Raw genomic sequence first — 19,948 nt, forward strand, 5'->3', positions numbered from 1 at the left:
AGGAATGCCCTAGACGCGGCTAAAGGAGACGGAGCGGACACTCCGGCAGGATACATGGCAAGGCAGGAACAAGCCAACGACGTTTTCGCCCTCACGTCATTCCTCTATGGCGGCAATGCCGACTATATCGAGGAACTCTATGCGAAATATGAGGACGACCCGACATCGGTCGATCCGCAGTGGCGGGATTTCTTCGCCAATCTTCGCGACAATGCCGAGGATGTCAGGAAGAACGCCAAGGGTGCTTCCTGGGCGAAGCCGAACTGGCCCGTCGTCGCCAATGGCGAGCTCGTTTCCGCCCTCGACGGCAATTGGGGCGAGGTCGAGAAGCACATCGCCGACAAGCTGAAGGCCAAGGCGGCGAAGCCAGCCAATGGCGCGGCTGCGCCGGCGCTGACGGAAGCTGAAATCACGAACGCGGCGAGGGATAGCGTCCGCGCGATCATGATGATCCGCGCCTATCGCATGCGCGGTCATCTGCATGCCAAGCTCGACCCGCTGGCCCTTGCCGAGCCGCCGGAGGATTATAACGAGCTGGCGCCCGAGGCCTATGGCTTCACGCCTGATGATTACGATCGCAAGATCTTCATCGACAATGTGCTGGGTCTCGAATATGCGACGATCCCGCAGATGCTCGAGATCCTGAAGCGCACCTATTGTTCGACCATCGGCGTCGAATTCATGCATATTTCCGATCCGGCCGAGAAGGCCTGGATCCAGGAGCGTATCGAAGGCCCGGACAAGGGCGTCTTCTTCACGCAGGAAGGCAAGAAGGCGATTCTGTCGAAGCTGATCGAGGCTGAGGGCTTCGAGCAGTTCATCGACGTCAAGTACAAGGGCACGAAGCGCTTCGGTCTCGATGGCGGTGAATCGCTGATCCCGGCGCTGGAGCAGATCGTCAAGCGTGGCGGCCAGATGGGCATGAAGGAAATCGTGCTCGGCATGGCGCATCGCGGCCGCCTGAACGTGCTCTCCCAGGTCATGGGCAAGCCGCATCGCGCCATCTTCCACGAGTTCAAGGGTGGTTCCTATACGCCCGACGACGTGGAAGGCTCGGGCGACGTGAAATACCATCTCGGCGCGTCCTCGGACCGCGAGTTCGACGGCAACAAGGTGCACCTATCGTTGACGGCGAACCCCTCGCATCTCGAGATCGTCAATCCGGTGGTGATGGGCAAGGCTCGCGCCAAGCAGGACCTGCTCGTCGGCCGCAACCGCGACGAGGTGGTGCCGCTCAGCGAACGCGCCAAGGTGCTGCCGCTGTTGCTTCATGGCGATGCGGCCTTTGCCGGCCAGGGTGTCGTGGCGGAATGCTTCGGGCTTTCCGGCCTCAAGGGGCATCGCGTTGCCGGTACGGTGCATTTCATCATCAACAACCAGATCGGCTTCACGACCAATCCGCGCTTCTCGCGCTCCTCGCCCTATCCTTCGGATGTGGCGAAGATGGTCGAGGCGCCGATCTTCCATGTGAATGGCGACGATCCGGAAGCGGTGGTCTATGCGGCGAAGGTTGCAACCGAGTTCCGCATGATCTTCCACAAGCCCGTCGTCATCGACATGTTCTGCTATCGCCGCTTCGGCCACAACGAAGGCGACGAGCCGGCATTCACGCAGCCGCTGATGTACAAGACCATCCGCGGCCACAAGACGACCGTGCAGCTTTATTCGGATAAGCTGGTCGCGGAAGGCGTGGTCACCGAGGCCGAGATCGAGAAGATGCGGGCCGAGTGGCGCTCGAATCTCGACGCCGAGTTCGAGGCAGGCCAGAGCTATAAGCCGAACAAGGCCGACTGGCTGGACGGGGCCTGGACAGGTCTCCGCAAGGCGGACAATGAGGACGAGCAGCGCCGCGGCAAGACGGCGGTGCCGATCAAGACGCTGAAGGAGATCGGCAAGAAGCTGGTCGAAGTGCCGTCCGATTTCCGCGCCCACCGCACCATCCAACGCTTTCTCGACAACCGCGCCAAGATGATCGAGACGGGCGAGGGCATCGATTGGGCGACGGGTGAGGCGCTTGCCTTCGGGTCGCTGGCCATCGAAGGCCATCCGGTCCGCCTGTCGGGTCAGGACGTCGAGCGCGGAACGTTCTCGCAGCGCCACTCCGTTCTCTATGATCAGGAGAACGAGCAGCGCTACATCCCGCTCAACAATCTGCAGAAGGGGCAGGCGCTCTACGAAGTCATCAACTCGATGCTTTCGGAAGAGGCGGTGCTCGGCTTCGAATATGGCTATTCGCTGTCGGAACCGCGGGCGCTGACGCTCTGGGAAGCGCAGTTCGGCGATTTCGCCAATGGCGCACAGGTCGTCTTCGACCAGTTCATCTCGTCGGGCGAGCGCAAGTGGCTGCGCATGTCCGGTCTCGTCTGCCTGCTGCCGCATGGCTATGAGGGACAGGGACCGGAGCATTCCTCCGCCCGTCTGGAACGTTGGCTGCAGATGTGCGCCGAAGACAATATGCAGGTGGCCAACGTTACGACGCCGGCCAACTATTTCCATATCCTGCGCCGCCAGATGAAGCGCGATTTCCGCAAGCCGCTGATCCTGATGACGCCGAAGTCGCTGTTGCGCCACAAGCGTGCGGTTTCGACGCTTGCCGAGATGTCGGGCGAATCCTCGTTCCACCGGCTTTTGTGGGACGATGCGCAATATCTGAAGGACCAGCCGATCAAGCTGCAGAAGGATTCGAAGATCCGTCGCGTCGTGATGTGCTCGGGCAAGGTCTATTACGATCTTTACGAGGAACGCGAGAAGCGCGGCATTGACGATATCTATCTCCTGCGCCTGGAGCAGCTCTATCCGTTCCCGGCCAAGGCGCTGATCACGGAGCTTTCGCGGTTCCGCGGCGCGGAGATGGTGTGGTGCCAGGAAGAGCCGAAGAACATGGGCGCCTGGTCGTTCATCGATCCCTATCTCGAATGGGTCCTTGCCCATATCGACGCCAAGCATCAGCGGGTCCGCTATACAGGACGTCCGGCCGCAGCCTCGCCGGCGACCGGCCTGATGTCGAAGCATCTCTCGCAGCTTGAAGCATTCCTCGAAGATGCTCTAGGCTCCTAACCCAACCGAACAGACTGATCACCAACGGAAGAGCAAGATCATGGCGACCGAAATCCGCGTTCCCACCCTCGGGGAATCCGTTACCGAGGCAACCATCGGAAAATGGTTCAAGAAGGCGGGCGATGCCATCGCCGTCGATGAACCGCTGGTCGAACTCGAAACCGACAAGGTAACGGTCGAGGTTCCGGCGCCCGCCGCCGGAACGCTGGGCGAGATCAGCGCCAAGGAAGGCGACACGGTCGAGGTGGGCGCGCTGCTCGGCATGATCGAGGCCGGTGGCGCCGCGGCCGCTCCGGCGGCGAAAAAGGAAGAACCGGCAGCCGCCGAGGCTCCGAAGGCCGAGGCGGCCAAGCCGGCTGCTGCAGCTGCTTCCGGCCCGGCCATGGCTCCCGCTCCATCCGCCGCCAAGGCTCTCGCGGAAGCTGGTGTTTCGGCCGATCAGGTGGAGGGCACGGGCAAGCGCGGCCAGGTGTTGAAGGGCGATGTGCTCGAGGCCCTGTCGAAGGGTATCCCCGCCGCCCAGCCGGCAGAAGCGCCGAAGGCGGCCCGCGCGCCGTCCGCCGCCGATGACGAAAGCCGCGAGGAGCGGGTCAAGATGACCCGCCTGCGCCAGACCATCGCGAAGCGCCTGAAGGATGCGCAGAACACGGCGGCGATGCTGACCACCTTCAACGAGGTGGACATGAAGCCGGTGATGGATCTGCGCAACCGCTATAAGGAGCTCTTCGAGAAGAAGCACGGCGTCAAGCTCGGCTTCATGGGTTTCTTCACCAAGGCGGTGACCCATGCGCTGAAGGAAATTCCGGCGGTCAATGCCGAGATCGACGGCACCGATCTCATCTATAAGAATTATTGCCATATCGGCGTCGCGGTGGGCACCGACAAGGGACTGGTGGTTCCCGTCGTGCGCAATGCGGACGAAATGTCGATTGCCGAGATCGAGAAGGAAATCGGCCGGCTCGGCAAGGCGGCGCGTGACGGCCAGCTCTCCATGGCGGACATGCAGGGCGGCACCTTCACCATCTCCAACGGCGGCGTCTATGGTTCGCTGATGTCGACGCCGATCCTCAACGCGCCGCAGTCGGGCATCCTCGGCATGCACAAGATCCAGGAGCGTCCGGTGGTCGTCGGCGGGCAGATCGTCATCCGCCCGATGATGTATCTGGCGCTTTCCTACGATCACCGCATCGTCGACGGCAAGGAAGCGGTCACCTTCCTTGTGCGCGTCAAGGAAACGCTGGAAGATCCGGAGCGCCTGGTTCTCGACCTGTAATGATATTGGACCGGATCGTCCGCCGACGGTCCGGTCCGACATCAGATTTGCGGCAAGGGCGGAGCGAAAGGGCATGCGACAGCTTACTTCCAGGGCGGCATTCATGGCGATGTTGAGCGCCGGTTTCGCCTCACCATTTTCCGCCTATGCCGCCTGCACGCAGGATCGCGCGATCTACGCCGATCGGGACGATCACTACACGCTCACCTTCAAGCCGATGCCGGAAGACGTGCCCGCCGTTACCTCCAACGAGTTCACCATCACTGAAAACGGCCCTGGTGAGGGTGATGCGCAGAAGAAGGCCTTCAAGCTCGACGGCGTGGTGATGTGGACCGAGGGTGTCGAGCGTCCGAACGGCCTCATCATGTACAATTGCCCGGATGGCGACGCTACCGGTGAGGAGCTGGAGGACTGCACGCTTTGGCAGGGCGTCATCTACGCGCTCAAGGAAGGGGCGGAAGCCGACCTTCTGCCGAAGGCGAAGGAGCCGGCGGCGCAGGCCCTGCTCTTCCCCGATCTTGCCGGTTCTCTCGATTCCTTCGATTTCGGCCCGGCCAAGCCCGCCGAGCCGCTGTCATGGGACGTCTTCCGTTTTAGGGACTGCGCGCACGAAGAGTAACAGGCGCAGGTTTCCAGCCGCATAATCTTGTCCGAAAAGCCTGCAACTTTTCGGGATCATGCTCAGAAAAGGATCATCTCAATGTCTTACGACGTCGTCGTCATCGGAACCGGACCCGGAGGTTATGTCGCAGCCATCAAGGCCGCACAGCTCGGCCTCAAGGTAGCCGTGGTGGAGAAGCGCAAGACCTTCGGCGGCACCTGCCTCAATATCGGCTGCATACCGTCGAAGGCGCTGCTGCATGCTTCGGAAATCTTTGCCGAGGCCGGCCATTCCTTCGATACGCTCGGCGTCGAGGTCGGCACGCCGAAGCTCAATCTGGAAAAGATGCAGGCGCACAAGGATGCGACGGTCAAGGCCAACGTCAACGGCGTGGAGTTCCTGTTCAAGAAGAACAAGATCGATACGTTCATCGGCACCGGCAAGGTGCTGGGCGAGGGCAAGCTGTCGGTAACGACCGACGACGGTACGGTGCATGAGGTCGAGGCGAAGAACATCATCATCGCCACCGGCTCGGATGTGGCCGGCATTCCCGGTGTCGATGTCCAATTCGACGAGAAGGTGATCGTCTCTTCGACCGGCGCGCTGGAATTCGGCAAGGTTCCGGGCAGTCTCGTGGTTGTCGGCGGCGGCGTGATCGGGCTGGAGCTCGGCTCGGTCTGGTCCCGCCTCGGCGCGAAGGTGACAGTGGTCGAGTTCCTCGACAAGATTCTCGGGCCGATGGACGGCGAGGTTTCCCGCCAGTTCCAGCGCATGCTGGAGAAGCAGGGGATCGAATTCAAGCTCGGCGCGAAGGTGACGGGTGTCGAGAAGACGGGCAAGGGCGCCAAGGTCACCCTCGAGCCGGTCAAGGGTGGCGATGCCGAGACCATCGAGGCCGATGCCGTCCTGGTGGCGACCGGCCGCAGGCCCTATACGGACGGGTTGGGGCTTGAAGCCGCGGGCGTGGTGCTCGACGAGCGCGGCCGCGTGGTGATCAACGACCACTGGCAGACCAGCGTGCCGGGCATCTATGCCATCGGCGACGTGGTGGCAGGGCCGATGCTGGCGCACAAGGCGGAAGACGAGGGCGTCGCCGTCGCCGAGATCATCGCCGGCCAGGCGGGCCATGTGAATTATGATGTCATCCCGAGCGTCGTCTACACGCAGCCGGAAGTCGCCTCCGTCGGCAAGACCGAGGAGGAGCTGAAGGCCGCGGGCATCGACTACAAGGTCGGCAAGTTCCCCTTCACCGCCAATGGCCGTGCCCGGGCGATGCTGCACACGGACGGTTTCGTCAAGATCCTCGCCGACAAGGCGACGGACCGGGTGCTCGGTGCGCATATCCTCGGCTACAATGCGGGCGAGATGATCCACGAGCTGGCCGTGCTGATGGAATTCGGTGGCTCGTCGGAAGATCTGGCGCGCACCTGCCACGCGCATCCCACGATGTCGGAGGCGGTGCGCGAAGCGGCGCTCGGCACATTCTTCAAGCCGATCCACATCTGAGAGACCGTTCGATAGTGCTGCTGGCGCGAGGTGGTTGGCGGCGTCTTCTGCACTTCCGGTGCCCACGAACCTGATGTCTGCTGCGCTCCGGTTCTCGAAGCCACCGCCAGCCACCTCGCGCCAGCGCATTCTTAAACGGCCTCAAGGCTTCGGCTTTCCCAGCAATACCAAAGGCCCGGAACGTTCCGGGCCTTTTTGCATTCGGGAATGCCGCGTCAGTTGGGTTGCGTCGGCGTTGCGGGCGCCGGTTCGGTGGGGGCGGGCGTTGCCGGTGCTTCGCCGGTCGGCGCCGGAGGCTCGGGAGGCGCAGGCGCCTCAGTGGGGCCGCCGCCCGAATAGAGATAATATGCAGCGATCACGAGGATCGCGAGCAGGATCGCCGCAAGCAGGTAACTGCCGGTAGGCCCCGCCCGCCTTACAGGCCGTGGCGGCTCCTGCACGGGATCGTCGGGTCTATTCTGCCTCCCCGGCTGCAGATTGGGGTCGAGAGGGTCAACCATCGCGCTCTCCTCCGGTTGGTTGAACAAAAACAGGATCGCACGACCCCGTTAATGTCAGAACAACGCGGAAGGGGCGGATTCGTTCCAGGCGAGGTTCTAATTCGGAGAGCCTGCCACTTTGCTTATCCGATAGTCCCTGGCGCGCAGAAGCTCGATCAGGCCCTTCTCCCCCGGCAGATGCAATGCACCCACGGCGATGAATGCGCCGCCCTTATCAAGGATGGGAACCGCGCGTTCGGCCATGACGGCGTTGCGCGCCTCAATCATCGTCTGCTCGAAAGTGGCATAGCCGTCATCCGATATGCTGTCCTCCGGCTCGAGCGATCGCAACATAGGCATGATCATGCCTATGTTGCCTTCCCGGTAGAGCGTGAGCATGGTCCCGTGCACGTCGTTGAGGCGGCTCCCCAGTGCCAGCGTCTCGATCAGCCCCTGAATGTGGAAATCGAGAGGCAGTCCGGCCATGGCGTCGAGCTGTTCGACGACCGTCTCCAGCCCCATGAGATGCTTGCCCTGAGCTTCGGCGTTCTGCGCAAGCTTCAGGTCGAGGAAGGCGGCGCCGGTCTTCCTGCGTGCCGTCTCGCAGGCCGGCATCGCCACCAGGCTGGTCAGCATCCACGGTTTCATCCGGGAAACGGCTGAAAACGGGATACCGCGCCTGGCGAGCGCGGTGCGGACCTCGTCGATCTTGTCGGCGGGCAGGAGCTTGTCGAGTGTTCTGCCGTCGGTGAACATCATGAGATCGGGGCGTTCCGCCATGGCTTTCACCGAAGCTTTCGGATCGAGGATTTCAGTCGTCTCGACGACAATGGTCGCCGAGGCGTCATAGGCCTCTTTTGCTGCAGCCGGCAGATTGACGACTCGCGGGTCGGTCAGATGCATCGTGCCGAAGAGATAGGAGGGAGTGGCGCCGTCCTTTTCGATCTTCCATAAAAGCCCATCGCCATTGGCGGTGGCGGCGGCTTCCGCGCGGATCGTGGCGAGTTCTTTCGGGTTCTCGCGGGCGAAGTCGGCGATCAGATTTTTGCCGGCGCAGGCATTATCCTGCGCTCTCGCTGCCGCCGCCATCGCCAGCACTACGGCGAAGGACAGGAAAAGCAGGAGGTTGAAGGCAAGGACAAGCCTGAGCGCGTGATCAGCGATACGATCAGTACGGGCGCGGAACGAGGTGTTTTTCATCGGAGACAGATTACCACGACAGCTGGAAAAAGGCGCAAAAGCGGCCGCTGATTTCATCGAAACGGGTCTTTTCCTGACGAATTTTCATGCGCGCGGATGCGCCTTTTCATAGATTTCGAGAAGCCTGTCGGTGTCGACACCGGTATAGACCTGGGTGGTCGAGAGACTGGCGTGGCCGAGCAGTTCCTGGATGGTGCGCAGATCGCCGCCGCGGGCGAGGAGATGCGTGGCAAAGGAATGGCGCAGCGCATGCGGCGTCGCGGTATCGGGCAGGCCGAGAGCGCTGCGCAGGTTCTGCATCTCGCGCTGGATGATCGCCGGCTGCAGCGCTCCACCCTTGGCGCCCCGAAACAGCGGCGTGCCCTGCGCCAGATCGTAGGGGCAGAGGCGGCGGTAGGCATCGGCCGCCCGGTGAACGACCGGCAGCAGCGGCACGAGCCGGGTCTTGCCGCCTTTGCCGTGAATGGCGATCGAGCGGGCGGAGCTGTCGCGGAGATCGCCGCCGTCAAGACCGAGCGCCTCGGAAATGCGCAGACCGCAGCCATAGAGAAGCGTCAGCACGGCGGCATTGCGCGCGGCGATCCACGGTTCTTCCGCAAGCTGCTCGCGCGCCTCGACGACGCGTTTCGCATCCACGGCGGCCAGCGGCTTGGGGAGCGATTTCGGCTGGCGCGGCGCGCGCATGGCGCCGGCACCGGCGGCGTTGGCGAGGCCGCGCTTCTCCAGATGGCGCAGCAGCGAGCGGATGCCTGCCAGGCCGCGCCCGAGCGTGCGCGCGCCGGCGCCGCCATTGCGCCGGCTCGCCAGGAAGGAGCGCAGATCGGCGACGCGCAAGGAACTTACATCCTTCAGCGACGGCGGCTCGCCCAGATGGCCGGTCAGAAAATGCAGGAACTGCCTGGTGTCGCGCTCATAGGCTTCGAGCGTGTTCTCAGACAGGCGTCGGGTGTTCTTCAGCGAATTCAGCCATTCCTCGCGCGCTGCCAACAGATCGGCGCGGGCTGGCACGAGGAATTCCGTTGCCGGAAGTCTTGCCGTCATGGGTTTCTTTCCACCAATCCAGCCTCGACCATGCCACGGAGTTGTTACAGAGTGGTTGAAGCCCTTGGCGTTTTGCGTGGGATTGGGTAAGGCCAAGCAAGAGAATTGGCGCTGACAGGGAAACCCCATGCCCAAACCAGAAAATCCAGTCCAGCTCGCCGTGATCGGCGCGCCGCACGGCACGCGCGGAGAAGTCCGGGTCAAGACGTTCACCGGCGACCCCATGGCGCTCGGCGATTACGGGCTCCTTTACGATGAAACCGGCCGCAGCTTGGAAATCCTTGAGATACGTCCGGCGAAAACCGTCGTGGTGGTGCGGTTCAAGGGCGTGAACGACCGCAATGCGGCGGAGAAGCTGAACGGTACGGCGCTCTACATCGACCGTGCGCAATTGCCGGAAGAACTCGACGAAGACGAATTTTATCATGCGGATCTGGTCGGTCTCGAAGCGGTGGATATACAGGGCGTCGCGATCGGGCGGGTCACGGGCATCTTCGATTTCGGCGGCGGCGATCTGATCGAGCTCAGCACGCCCGGCCGCAGACCTTATCTCATCCCGTTCACGCAAAATGCCGTGCCGGAAATCGATCTCGACGCCGGGCGGCTGGTGGTCGACCGGCAGGCGGCGGGTCTCGTCGCCGATGACGATTCTGATGATTCGGGCATGGGGCAGGACGAGCGGCCGGACAGGCGGGACCGCAAATGAGCTTCCGCGCGACTGTCCTGACGCTCTATCCCGAGATGTTCCCCGGCCCCTTGGGGATCTCGCTGGCCGGCAAGGCACTGGCGGAGGAGAAATGGCGGCTGGAAACGGTGCAGATCCGCGATTTCGCGGAAGGGCGGCACCGCATGGTCGACGACACGCCCGCAGGCGGCGGGGCAGGCATGGTGATGAAGCCCGATGTTGTGGCGCGCGCCATCGATCATGTGGCGGACGAGCGGCCAAGGCTGCTGATGAGCCCGCGCGGCAAGCCGCTGACCCAGAAGCGGGTGAGAGCGCTCGCTGAAGGGCCGGGCGCGATCATCCTGTGCGGGCGTTTCGAAGGGGTTGACGAACGGGTGATCGAGGCACGCGATCTCGAGGAGATATCGATCGGCGATTACATTCTTTCGGGCGGAGAAACGGCGGCTTTCGTCCTTCTCGACGCGGTGGTGCGGCTTTTGCCCGGCGTCATGGGCAATGAGCAGTCCGGCGAGACGGAGAGCTTCGAGACGGGGCTTCTGGAGCATCCGCACTATACGCGTCCTCAGCAATGGGAGGGGCGATCCATTCCCGATGTGCTGACATCAGGCAATCATGGCGCGGTCGACAAGTGGCGGCGCGCAGAGGCGGAGCGCATTACGCGGGAAAGGCGGCCCGATCTGTGGAAAGCCTACCAGGCAGAACGGAAAACGAAGTGATCCTTTTGTTTGTCACATGATCATATCCGAAAAGTCAGCAACCAGATCGCTTTGGACAGCAATGGTTTCATGTCCACCGCTGGTGGGGTGACGATGTTCCGGAATGGATTCTCGGGTCGAGCCGAGCATGACGATTGCAGGGACGTTTTCCCCAATCGTGAACGTTGGGACCGGGCGGAAATCTTTCCAAGTCCGTCATCCTCGGGCTTGACCCGACGTTCAAATAGAAAGCTGTTCCAGTTCACCACCTGCTCATTCGAGAAATGTCTTTGCATGGTGAGACCGAGCGGCCAGCCTGCCCTGTCTGCGCAGATGAATCATCTGAGCCGTCACGCCGACTACGAGGATGACAAGAATACAAGCCTGAGCCCCGAGGAGGAGTGGCGAGTTCAAATCAGTCACCAGTGGGTGACCGTCCGGGACACGGCGCAGGGTTTCGCTAACAGCCGGAACCATCAGCAGAAATGCCGTCAGGCTGAGCAGGATCGTCTCGAGATATTTGCCCGCATTTCCCAAATTCGAAACATGCCCGATACCGTATCCGGTGAGCAGCAGGACGATCGTCGCCGCGCCGATGCCATAGCTGACGGGCTGATGCGCGACGAGGAACACCGTGGTGGCGCCGATCAGCATCGAGATGAAATAGGCGACGCCGGCCCTGGACCGGGGCACGATCCTTCCATGGCGGGCAAACATATATACGGCAAGCGGAATGGCCGGCAGGCTGCCGAGCGTATGCACCCAACCGAGTTGCGAAATTCCAAACATCTCAATCTCCTTTGTGCAGGGATCGACGATTGGTCGATCTTATCTTTCTACTAGTAGGTAGTTTATGAGAGTGACAAAGCCCCAAGTTCCATACTTGCTAAATGCCTATCAGTCGGTAGCGCAGCTCAGGTAGGTAGCCAATCTAACGGGTCAATTCGGAGCGGAAAGTTTGCTCAACAGAGGCTCCGTAATGAGCGGGAATACCTTCGGGTCGCCATAAGCTCTCGCTGACAGCATCGCGCCATGGACAGTCGCCATGAAGGCTTCGGCTTCCATGCGAGGTGTATTCATCAGCCGGATTCGGCCCCGCTGCGATCCGTCTTCGAGTACGGAAGTCAGCCATGCCGACAGCATGCGGAAATATCTCTGCAATTCGATCGCAACTCCTTGTGGCAGCACGGGAAGTTCGCTGGCCAGGAGCGCGCAAATACAGAAAGGTGTGCTTGCGTCGGCGATACAGGTTTCCCAATAACGGATGTAAGCCCGAAGCCTTTCTTGGGGATTGGAAATATTGTGTTCCAGATCGGCAAATCCCGCTTCCGTTTCCTCGCGATGCCGGACGACCAGCGCCTTAACCAGATCGACCTTGCTGGGGAAGTGATGATGGATGCTCGCTTTGCGAATGCCGACTATGGTCGCGACATCCGCATAGCTGAATCCGTTGTAGCCACCCGCGATGATGAGGGATCGTGCGCAAGTCAGGATGTTGTCTGAGGTGGTGGACAAGTTGCTCATGCCGAATACCTACCGACTAGTAGGGAGAATGTCAACGTGAAAGCCTTCTTGGATGATACGAAATATGCTGTGTATTGATTCATTGGCGGCAATGGTGTATTGCCCCGCCAACTCAGGGAAAAATCCCGAGATCCACCAACCAATGAATGGTGAACCCGCTCCTGCCTCAATAAAGGCATAGCTGTCCGGCAATGAGACTGTGCAGCAAGCGTCGAGCGCTCTGACTGTTCGAGAAGAACGAGAAGGATTGAGACGATGGACATCATTCGTCAGCTTGAGGCTGAGCAGGCCGCCAAGATCAAGGAAAAGCGCACGCTTCCCGATTTCAAGCCGGGCGATACCGTTCGCGTGCAGGTGCGCGTCACGGAAGGCACCCGTACCCGCGTGCAGGCCTATGAAGGCGTCTGCATCGCCCGTTCCGGCTCCGGCCTCCACGAAAACTTCACCGTTCGCAAGATTTCCTACGGCGAAGGCGTCGAGCGCGTATTCCCGGTCTATTCCCCGTTGGTTGAGGGTGTCGAACTCGTCCGCCGCGGCAAGGTTCGCCGTGCCAAGCTTTACTATCTGCGCGGCCTGACCGGCAAGGCTGCCCGCATTGCAGAGAAGAAGGATTACCGCAAGACCAAGGCGGTTGCGGACAATGGAAATGGCGAGGCTTCAAAGGAAGCTGCGGCGCCTGCCGCCGAATAAGCCTGGAAAAATTGAATTCAGTGAAAGGCGGTCTTCGGGCCGCCTTTTTGTTTGCGCGGGGGAAGTCCCTCGATGGCGGGAGAAGCCATGAATGGCTCCCGGATCATCATTTTCTTGCAACCGCTCAAGGTTTCGGACAGGTTAATGATTGTGGGAGTCCGTGCATCCTGAGAACGGACGGCGCTGCATGGAATCAAGGGGAGATCATCGGGGATGAACCTGAAATCGCTGTTTTCCGGTACGCTGGCGCTGGTCTTGATGTCCTTTGCCGTCCAAGCCGGGGATCTGCCGGATTTCGGCGGGAAAACGGTGACGGTGGTGACGGAGAATGCCTATCCGCCGCTGCAGTTCATCGATCCGAATTCCGGCCATGCCATCGGCTGGGAATATGATGCGATGAATGAAATCGCCAAACGGCTGAACTTCAAGCCAGTCTATCAGAACACGAGCTGGGACGCGATGATCCAGGCCGTTGCCGATGGCCAGTACCACATCGGCATGAACGGCATCACCATCCGGGACGACCGCAAGGAGAAGGTCGATTTTTCGGATCCCTACATGCGTTCGGAAGTGTTCATGCTGGTGCGTGGCGACGAGGACCGTTTCAACGACGCCAAGAGCTTTGCCGCTCTCGCAGACGGGCTTGTCGGCGCGCAAGCCGGCACGACGCCCTTCTATGTCGCCGTTCATGACGTACTCGACGGCAATGAGCAAAATCCGCGCATCAAGCTGTTCGAGACCTTCGGCGCGTCGGTGCAAGCGCTGAAGACCGGCGATGTCGACGTAGTGCTGACCGACGGCACCGCGGGCAAGGGCTATGCGGAGGCTTCTGAAGGTGCGCTGAAGCTTGTCGGCGGGCCGCTCGGGGCGGAAGATTTCGGTTTCATCTTTCCGAAGGGCTCCGATCTCGTAGTTCCGGTCAATGCTGCGATCAAGGCGCTGAAGGAGGACGGTACATTCGATACGCTGAACAAGAAATGGTTCCTCGACTATAAGCTTGGCGGCTGATTTTCCCCGTAATGCCGCTTGCCAGTAAAAATAGAAGCAGCGACGATTTTCCCTGGTGGCTCGTGGCGGCAGGCGTGCTGGCCGCAGCGGTGGCACTTCTGATCGCAGTCAGCGGCCTTTACACCCAGGTCTTTTCGGTCATCGTCAAAGGTGTCGGCATCACGGTCTTCGTGACGCTTGTCAGCTTTGCGCTTGCGTCGGCGCTTGGCCTGCTCCTGGCGCTGATGGCGTTGTCCGGCTCGATCGCGCTTCGCCAGATTGCACGTTTCTATATCGAGATCGTTCGCGGCGTGCCGATGCTGGTGCTTTTGTTCTACGTGGCCTTTGTCGGCGCGCCAGCCTTCGTCGCCATCTGGAACATGGTGACGCAGCCGCTGCAGGACGCCGGCCTGATGCAGCCCCTGCAGGTGCGTGACGTGTCGCTGATGTGGCGGGCGATCATTGCGCTCACCATCGGCTATTCGGCCTTTATCGCCGAGGTCTTCCGCGCCGGCATCCAGTCGGTCGACGAGGGGCAGGTGGAGGCGGCGGAAGCGCTCGGCCTCACGCCATTTCAGCGGTTCCGTCTGGTGATCATGCCGCAGGCGATCCGCACCATCCTGCCGCCGCTCGGCAATGATTTCGTCGCCATGGTCAAGGATTCATCGCTGGTTTCGGTGCTGGGCGTGGCCGATATCACCCAGATGGGGAAGATCTATGCCTCCGGCTCCTTCCGCTTCTTTGAGACCTATTCGATCGTCGCCTATGTCTATCTCCTTCTAACGGTGAGCCTGTCGATCGTCCTGCGGCGGCTTGAAAAGAGGTTGAGGGAGACGACGGAGCGTTAGAACAATTCTATTTGATTGCCTGAAACAGCAAAGATTGCTAAAAACAGGCCTATGAATTCAAGGAATGAATGGAACGGGCATAAGGTGTTCGTGCTGCAGGACCGAAAGCGGCTGCCGCAACGCTTTTCCGCGCGCGTTTCCGGGGCGCTCAACAGCCGACTTAGCTGAGCTCGGTCCCCAGGCTTGGCAGGCCTTTCCTTTGCCATACCCACTCCCTCTGCTTTGAAATTTAAATACGGACACGAGAGCAATGAGCGCACCTCGCACCCTTTATGACAAGATCTGGGATGATCATCTGGTGGACAGCCAGGCCGATGGCACCTGCCTCCTCTATATCGACCGTCACCTCGTTCATGAGGTGACGTCGCCGCAAGCTTTCGAAGGGCTGCGCATGACGGGCCGCAAGGTTCGCCACCCCGAGAGGACATTGGCCGTCGTCGATCACAATGTGCCGACCTCGCCCGACCGCAAGAACGGCATCAAGAACGAGGAAAGCCGCATCCAGGTCGAGGCGCTGGCGAAGAACGCGGCTGATTTCGGCGTGGAATATTATTCGGAAAACGATATCCGCCAGGGCATCGTCCATATCGTCGGGCCGGAGCAGGGCTTTACGCTGCCGGGCATGACCATCGTTTGCGGTGATAGTCACACCTCCACCCATGGCGCGTTCGGCGCGCTGGCGCATGGCATCGGCACGTCGGAGGTGGAGCATGTGCTCGCCACGCAGACGCTGATCCAGAAGAAGGCGAAGAACATGCTGGTGCGGGTCGATGGCCAGCTTCCCGATGGCGTGACGGCGAAGGACATCATCCTCGCCATCATCGGCGAGATCGGCACCGCCGGCGGCACCGGCTATGTCATCGAATATGCGGGCGAGGCGATCCGCGCGCTCTCGATGGAAGGCCGCATGACGATCTGCAACATGTCGATCGAAGGCGGCGCGCGCGCGGGCCTGATCGCGCCCGACGAAACCACTTTCGAATATATCAAAGGCAAGCCGCGCGCGCCGAAGGGCGCAGCACTTGAGCAGGCTATCGCCTATTGGAAGACGCTGCAATCGGACGAAGGCGCGCATTTCGATAAGATTGTCACGCTCGACGCCGCCAATCTGCCACCGATCGTCTCCTGGGGCTCATCGCCGGAAGACGTCATTTCCGTAACGGGTGAAGTGCCCAATCCGGGCGATATCGCCGACGAGACCAAGCGGGCGTCGAAGCAGCGCGCGCTCGACTATATGGGTCTCACGCCCGGAACGAAGATCACCGACATCGCGCTCGACCGCGTCTTCATCGGATCGTGCACCAATGGCCGCATCGAGGACTTACGCGAAGTGGCGAAGGTGGTCGAGGGCCGCAAGGTCGCGCCGACCGTCAGCGCGATGATCGTGCCGGGCTCCGGCCTCGTCAAGGAGCAGGCGGAAGCCGAAGGGCTTCACAAGATCTTTATCGAGGCGGGCTTCGATTGGCGCGAGCCGGGCTGCTCGATGTGCCTCGCCATGAATGACGACCGGCTGAAGCCGGGCGAGCGCTGCGCCTCCACCTCGAACCGCAATTTCGAGGGCCGTCAGGGCTTCAAGGGCCGCACGCATCTGGTCTCGCCGGCCATGGCGGCAGCGGCGGCGATATCAGGTCATTTCGTCGATATCCGCGCGTGGAAGTAATCCACTAGAGCGGTTGATGTTTTGATGGAATCGGTGGGGATCCTTTTGGGCCGTTGCTGTGATGGACAGGTAGAGGCATGGATCCATACCGTTTCAATCTAAAAGTGAAATGCTCTAAAGAAAATTTTAAATAAATTACAAGTATCGGCAGGGCGCTTTTAGGCGCCCTGTTTGGCTTTCTTTAACCATTGTTGCAAGTGCTTCGGCTTTTGCGTCGCGTTTCACTGGCCAGTTGATCGTAGTTTACGCTTCTTTGTTCTGGTGCGGCTAAGCTGTTCACAAGCGGGAACAAAAATATGAGCGGCGCCTATTTCATTCTCATCATCAACATGACCGTCGCCGGGCTGTTCGCAATCGCGTTCCTCGGCATTGCCGTTTATGAGAAGACCTATATTTCGGCGCGCCTTTTCGCCCTGGCTTTCATTTTTGCGATGATGAATTTCGGCGCCGAGCTGCTGGTTCCGTCGATCGGCAATCCGAAGCTCGGCTACATGCTGGCATTCAGCACCTTCCTTTGCGCGCTGGTCTGCGCGGTCGTGGGCATGGCCTATAAATATGCCGTTCGGGTACCATGGGCAGGGCTGACGATCCTGTTCGTGGCATCGTTGGCGATGGTCTATGCCATCTATGACATAGCACGGGTGACGCTGACGGGGATGCTTCTCTATCAGCTCCCCTATTTCGTCGCCCTGTGCTTCAGCAGCTATATCATCCTGAAATCCCGGGTTCGCGGGGTTGCGGACATGTTGCTCTTCGCCGTGCTGTTCGCCAGCGCCGGCCATTTTCTGCTGAAGCCGTTCATCGCGATCGCGTCGGGCGGAATGGGGCAGGACCCGCAGGACTATGTTCATACCCAATACGCGCTTCTCTCGCAGACGATCGGCGCGGCCCTTTCCGTGGCGAACGGCCTTCTCATGCTGGTCATCCTGACGCGGGACCTGATGGCGGACATGTCGTCACGTTCGGAAACCGATATGCTGTCGCGTCTCCTCAACCGTCGCGGCTTCGAGGTCCGCAGCGACGCGGCCATAGGGCAGGCCAAGCGTACCGGTCTTCCGCTTTCGCTCATCGCCTGCGATCTCGATTACTTCAAGACGATCAATGACGGCTATGGGCATGAGCTGGGCGATCAGGTCATCCGCGCTTTCGCTGCAGGCCTGCGGGATATCGCCTCGGACCGGGATGTCGTTGCACGCATCGGCGGCGAGGAATTCGCGATCCTGCTGCCGGGCATGGGTATTCAGACGGCGCGGCTGTTCGCGGAAAAGGCGCGGAGCAATTTTTCAAGCCGGCCGATTGCCGGCCTGCCGGCGGAAAGCCGCTTCACCGCCAGTTTCGGCGTGGCCGAGCTGCGGGACGGGGATGCGCTTTCCGACCTCATGCGCCGCGCCGACAACGCGCTTTACGAGGCCAAGAAAAACGGGCGCAATTGCGTGCGGCTGGCGCCGCCGCGCGCTGGCGAGGACAAGATCATCGAGCTGCGCCTTCCGCTGGGTGGCCGCTTCGGCTGAAGGGCCGTCATCGTGCGCAGTGCGGATGATCCAGCACGGGCGTTTCGCCCCTCGCGATTCCGTACATGAAACCGCGCCCTCTCAGAACCACGGCGCTTTCGCAGGTCGTGTTGGCGGCGGGAACGATTGCGGCGACGGAAGGATGGGTCGGCGGGCGGATGATGAGAACTTCGTGGTTTCCAGCGTCTTCCACCATGACCGGAGGACCGGCAATGCCGGCAATATGGTCGGCATGCAGGCTGGTGGCGGCAAGGGCTATTTTCGTTCCATTGACTGCGTCGGCCCGTGCCTGCGAAGCAGCAAGGGCTGCGGCTGAAGCGATGGCGCAGGCGCCAATGCGCAGCGCAAACCCCATCCGGGACAAATCAGCCATAGCAATTCCCTCCGCTTGGTTCACCGCACCCGGCACCATGTTAACCTGTTCTTTACGTCCGAGCGAGAGGGGTTGACGGCGGCGCGGGGATCGATGACACCATTATGGTCGCCGATGCAGAACCGACTGGAGGATCACGACCGATGCCCGAGACCCAAGCCGCACACGCCGTCGATATCTCGCTTCTGCATCTGCGCGATGCGCACGAGTTCGCGCCGCTGCTTGCAAGCTATGCGCAGGCGTTGAAACGCGGCGCGCCGCGCCGCCCGGACGAATATTATGCCGAAAAGCTGCTGCAGGACCGCGCGGCCGAGATCGCCGGCGCGCGGCTGGACGGAGAGCTTGTCGGCTTCGTCATCTTCTACGATCTGCCGGAGCCGGTTTCGGGCATGCGCTGCGGCCAGGTGGATCACATCTATGTGCATCACGACCATCGTGGCAAGGGCATCGCCAAGGCGCTGATCGATGTGCTGGCCGATAAGGCGGAGGAACGCAGCTGGGCGAAGCTCATCCTCAATGCGCCGCGCCAGCCCGAGGACGGACGCAAGCTCTACGAGCAGGTCGCCGCCGCGGCCGACTGGACGAGTTTCGTGATTCGGTTCGGCGGGCAATAGGCCACCCGGGGCGGGGGCGCGGTAAATTTTTCGCGTTCGGGTTCCGCCGGAATCGGGCGGTCAATGCCGCTTTTGGCCCGTTCAAACGATTGAAGCGCGGTCGCTGCTCCGCCGCTGCGGCCACATGCGACTAAATGGTTGGCGCGAAATGATTAAGCGGCTTTGACGCGGTGCGAAAAGAGCAGTAGATAACGGCGCGACAAGGTCGTCCATCACGATCCTGCCGCATTTGGAGGGCCGCACGCGCGGACGATACGCAAGCGGGGCTCCGAGTTTTAACTATACGTGGTCTTCCGGAAGGCTCCGGCTTCTGGAAATCGCGCCAGCCAATCCGAGCATGAGCCGGCATTCGTTCAGCCGGTCGTCCGGACAAACCGGGAAGACCTTTCTGGGGGAGCCATGACGAGACCGACAGCCACCCACCAACGCCCACTTTCGCCGCATCTCACCATCTACAAGCCGCCGATCACGATGACAATGTCGATCGTGCACCGCATCACCGGCAGCGCGCTCTATTTCGGCACGCTTCTGGTCGCCCTCTGGCTGATCGCGGCGGCGACGAGCGAGGACGCCTTCAACCTGGTCAACGGTTTTTTCGGCTCCTGGTTCGGCCGGCTGGTGCTCTTCGGCTATACCTGGGCCCTGCTGCACCACATGCTGGGCGGCATCCGCCATCTGATCTGGGATACGATAACCGGTCTTGAAAAGCACACGGCTTCCAAGATGGCCTGGGCAACCGTGATCGGCTCCGTCGCGCTGACGCTGCTGGTCTGGCTTGCCGGATATATGCTGCGCTGAACGGGCTGAAAGGATTGAAATCATGAGCGATATGCGTACGCCTCTCGGCAGGATCCGCGGGCTTGGCTCGGCCAAGGAAGGCACCGAGCATTTCTGGCGCCAGCGTCTGACTGCCGTCGCCAATGTGCCGCTGATGCTGTTTTTCGTCGGCCTCATCGTTTCGCTGAACGGCGCCGGTTTCCAGGAGGTCAGGGCCGCCCTTTCGCACCCGCTGACGGGTCTGATCATGATCCTGGTCCTGTTGTCCGCGCTTTATCACATGCGCCTCGGAATGCAGGTCATCATCGAAGATTATGTGCATGGCGAGGGCCTCAAGGTCGTCCTCGTGATGCTGAACACATTCTTCGCGGTGGCGGTCGGCGTCGCTTGCATCTTCTCGATCCTCAAGCTCAGCTTCGGAGGTTGA

20 protein-coding genes are annotated in these 19,948 nt (G+C 61.2%); 14 read left to right on the forward strand and 6 right to left on the reverse strand.

What is annotated here, in order from left to right; translation table 11 throughout:
- Positions 1-54 precede the first annotated feature (54 nt).
- The 4 genes from ATN84_RS06125 (at position 55) to lpdA (ending at position 6,437) form a co-directional block, all read left to right on the forward strand.
- The gene (locus ATN84_RS06125; RefSeq protein ID WP_068880623.1) at positions 55-3,057 is read left to right on the forward strand and encodes a 2-oxoglutarate dehydrogenase E1 component; all 3,003 of its coding nucleotides are present in this window, start codon (positions 55-57) and stop codon (positions 3,055-3,057) included.
- A gap of 40 nt (positions 3,058-3,097) precedes the next feature.
- Positions 3,098-4,330: a 2-oxoglutarate dehydrogenase complex dihydrolipoyllysine-residue succinyltransferase gene (odhB, locus tag ATN84_RS06130; RefSeq protein WP_068880624.1), complete on the forward strand. Its 1,233-nt coding sequence runs from the start codon at positions 3,098-3,100 to the stop codon at positions 4,328-4,330.
- 103 nt (positions 4,331-4,433) lie between these two features.
- Positions 4,434-4,949, forward strand: a complete 516-nt coding sequence (locus ATN84_RS06135) for a hypothetical protein (protein WP_425287377.1) — start codon at positions 4,434-4,436, stop codon at positions 4,947-4,949.
- An 81-nt stretch (positions 4,950-5,030) separates the two neighbouring features.
- On the forward strand, positions 5,031-6,437 hold the full coding sequence (lpdA, locus tag ATN84_RS06140; RefSeq protein WP_068880626.1) for a dihydrolipoyl dehydrogenase: 1,407 nt from the start codon (positions 5,031-5,033) through the stop codon (positions 6,435-6,437).
- A 215-nt stretch (positions 6,438-6,652) separates the two neighbouring features.
- On the opposite strand, the gene ATN84_RS06145 is transcribed toward lpdA, so the two are convergent.
- The 3 genes from ATN84_RS06145 to ATN84_RS06155 form a co-directional block, all read right to left on the reverse strand.
- A complete protein-coding gene (locus ATN84_RS06145) occupies positions 6,653-6,937 on the reverse strand; it encodes a hypothetical protein (RefSeq protein WP_068880627.1) in 285 nt (94 codons plus the stop codon).
- 96 nt (positions 6,938-7,033) lie between these two features.
- Positions 7,034-8,116: a TraB/GumN family protein gene (locus ATN84_RS06150; RefSeq protein WP_068880926.1), complete on the reverse strand. Its 1,083-nt coding sequence runs from the start codon at positions 8,114-8,116 to the stop codon at positions 7,034-7,036.
- An 84-nt stretch (positions 8,117-8,200) separates the two neighbouring features.
- On the reverse strand, positions 8,201-9,157 hold the full coding sequence (locus tag ATN84_RS06155; protein ID WP_068880628.1) for a tyrosine recombinase XerC: 957 nt from the start codon (positions 9,155-9,157) through the stop codon (positions 8,201-8,203).
- Positions 9,158-9,284: 127 nt separating this feature from the next.
- On the opposite strand from ATN84_RS06155, the gene rimM reads away from it, so the two are divergent.
- Both rimM and trmD read left to right on the forward strand, forming a co-directional pair.
- On the forward strand, positions 9,285-9,863 hold the full coding sequence (gene rimM, locus ATN84_RS06160; protein WP_068880629.1) for a ribosome maturation factor RimM: 579 nt from the start codon (positions 9,285-9,287) through the stop codon (positions 9,861-9,863).
- The gene (gene trmD / locus ATN84_RS06165; RefSeq protein ID WP_068880630.1) at positions 9,860-10,558 is read left to right on the forward strand and encodes a tRNA (guanosine(37)-N1)-methyltransferase TrmD; all 699 of its coding nucleotides are present in this window, start codon (positions 9,860-9,862) and stop codon (positions 10,556-10,558) included. The genes rimM and trmD overlap by 4 nt, the downstream gene beginning before the upstream one ends.
- 252 nt (positions 10,559-10,810) lie before the next feature.
- Here trmD and ATN84_RS06170 read toward each other — a convergent pair whose 3' ends face one another.
- Positions 10,811-11,326 (reverse strand): hypothetical protein, encoded by a 516-nt coding sequence (locus ATN84_RS06170; RefSeq protein ID WP_068880631.1) that lies wholly within the window; start codon positions 11,324-11,326, stop codon positions 10,811-10,813.
- A gap of 150 nt (positions 11,327-11,476) precedes the next feature.
- Complete coding sequence (locus ATN84_RS06175; RefSeq protein ID WP_068880632.1) at positions 11,477-12,061, reverse strand: TetR/AcrR family transcriptional regulator; 585 nt, start codon at positions 12,059-12,061, stop codon at positions 11,477-11,479.
- Positions 12,062-12,316: 255 nt separating this feature from the next.
- Between ATN84_RS06175 and rplS the strand changes: the two genes are divergently transcribed.
- The 5 genes from rplS (at position 12,317) to ATN84_RS06200 (ending at position 17,757) form a co-directional block, all read left to right on the forward strand.
- A complete protein-coding gene (gene rplS, locus ATN84_RS06180; RefSeq protein WP_068880633.1) occupies positions 12,317-12,751 on the forward strand; it encodes a 50S ribosomal protein L19 in 435 nt (144 codons plus the stop codon).
- 258 nt (positions 12,752-13,009) lie between these two features.
- Positions 13,010-13,759, forward strand: a complete 750-nt coding sequence (locus tag ATN84_RS06185; protein ID WP_244491005.1) for a transporter substrate-binding domain-containing protein — start codon at positions 13,010-13,012, stop codon at positions 13,757-13,759.
- An 11-nt stretch (positions 13,760-13,770) separates the two neighbouring features.
- Positions 13,771-14,586 (forward strand): amino acid ABC transporter permease, encoded by an 816-nt coding sequence (locus ATN84_RS06190; RefSeq protein ID WP_068880635.1) that lies wholly within the window; start codon positions 13,771-13,773, stop codon positions 14,584-14,586.
- A 250-nt stretch (positions 14,587-14,836) separates the two neighbouring features.
- Entirely contained in the window at positions 14,837-16,246 is a 1,410-nt protein-coding gene (gene leuC, locus ATN84_RS06195) for a 3-isopropylmalate dehydratase large subunit (RefSeq protein WP_068880636.1), read from the forward strand.
- A gap of 296 nt (positions 16,247-16,542) precedes the next feature.
- The gene (locus ATN84_RS06200; protein ID WP_068880637.1) at positions 16,543-17,757 is read left to right on the forward strand and encodes a GGDEF domain-containing protein; all 1,215 of its coding nucleotides are present in this window, start codon (positions 16,543-16,545) and stop codon (positions 17,755-17,757) included.
- Between the two features lie 7 nt (positions 17,758-17,764).
- Here the strand turns inward: ATN84_RS06200 and ATN84_RS06205 are convergent, their stop codons facing one another.
- The gene (locus ATN84_RS06205; protein ID WP_153020104.1) at positions 17,765-18,130 is read right to left on the reverse strand and encodes a hypothetical protein; all 366 of its coding nucleotides are present in this window, start codon (positions 18,128-18,130) and stop codon (positions 17,765-17,767) included.
- A 143-nt stretch (positions 18,131-18,273) separates the two neighbouring features.
- On the opposite strand from ATN84_RS06205, the gene ATN84_RS06210 reads away from it, so the two are divergent.
- The 3 genes from ATN84_RS06210 (at position 18,274) to sdhD (ending at position 19,948) form a co-directional block, all read left to right on the forward strand.
- Positions 18,274-18,744: a GNAT family N-acetyltransferase gene (locus ATN84_RS06210; RefSeq protein ID WP_068880639.1), complete on the forward strand. Its 471-nt coding sequence runs from the start codon at positions 18,274-18,276 to the stop codon at positions 18,742-18,744.
- Between the two features lie 399 nt (positions 18,745-19,143).
- Positions 19,144-19,542, forward strand: coding sequence for a succinate dehydrogenase, cytochrome b556 subunit (gene sdhC / locus ATN84_RS06215; RefSeq protein WP_068880640.1), 399 nt, complete (start codon positions 19,144-19,146; stop codon positions 19,540-19,542).
- Between the two features lie 22 nt (positions 19,543-19,564).
- Positions 19,565-19,948: a succinate dehydrogenase, hydrophobic membrane anchor protein gene (sdhD, locus tag ATN84_RS06220; RefSeq protein WP_068880641.1), complete on the forward strand. Its 384-nt coding sequence runs from the start codon at positions 19,565-19,567 to the stop codon at positions 19,946-19,948.

Source organism: Paramesorhizobium deserti (assembly GCF_001558695.1).
GTDB classification, from domain to species: Bacteria; Pseudomonadota; Alphaproteobacteria; order Rhizobiales; family Rhizobiaceae; genus Paramesorhizobium; species Paramesorhizobium deserti.